The sequence below is a fragment of the Bartonella queenslandensis AUST/NH15 genome, from assembly GCF_000312585.1.
Classification (GTDB): Bacteria; Pseudomonadota; Alphaproteobacteria; order Rhizobiales; family Rhizobiaceae; genus Bartonella; species Bartonella queenslandensis_A.
The window spans coordinates 1-404 of record NZ_HE998348.1; the positions used below are offsets into that span (position 1 = coordinate 1).

Annotated in this window: 1 protein-coding gene; it reads right to left on the reverse strand. The window is 48.8% G+C overall.

Annotated features, from left to right (window positions below; translation table 11 throughout):
• Positions 1 to 404: transposase domain-containing protein (locus tag BN338_RS10335; RefSeq protein ID WP_039762294.1), on the reverse strand; the 404-nt coding region annotated here is incomplete at both ends.

Sequence of the window (404 nt, forward strand, 5' to 3'; positions counted from 1 at the left end):
ATGTGGCTTGCCGGATAATCGTCCCCTCTGATCTCAAACTTGCTACAAAAGTCTCATCAAAACTGCGCCCAGCACAATTGAGTGCCTTGCGCCCTGCTTGCCCATTATGCGCCTCAATCTGCGCGCCAACATGGGCTTTAAAATCTTCAAATCCTATCGCACGTTTTCCATAATCTTCAGGCTTAGCATCAGGCTTATTGCCCGTATAAGCCCCCGCACAAAAAGGGTGCTTGGATATTGCCTCTGCTAAATCACGCCAAGCCCGCTCAATCGGTTTCGATTGTCCACTATAAGGCGTCGTCCATTGCAATTGCACACCCAAACTCGTCAAAAGACCCTGTGGATCATCCGGCTTAATCTTAAAGCGAAAACGGTTTTGCACACCTCCAGAAATCCACTTGCTG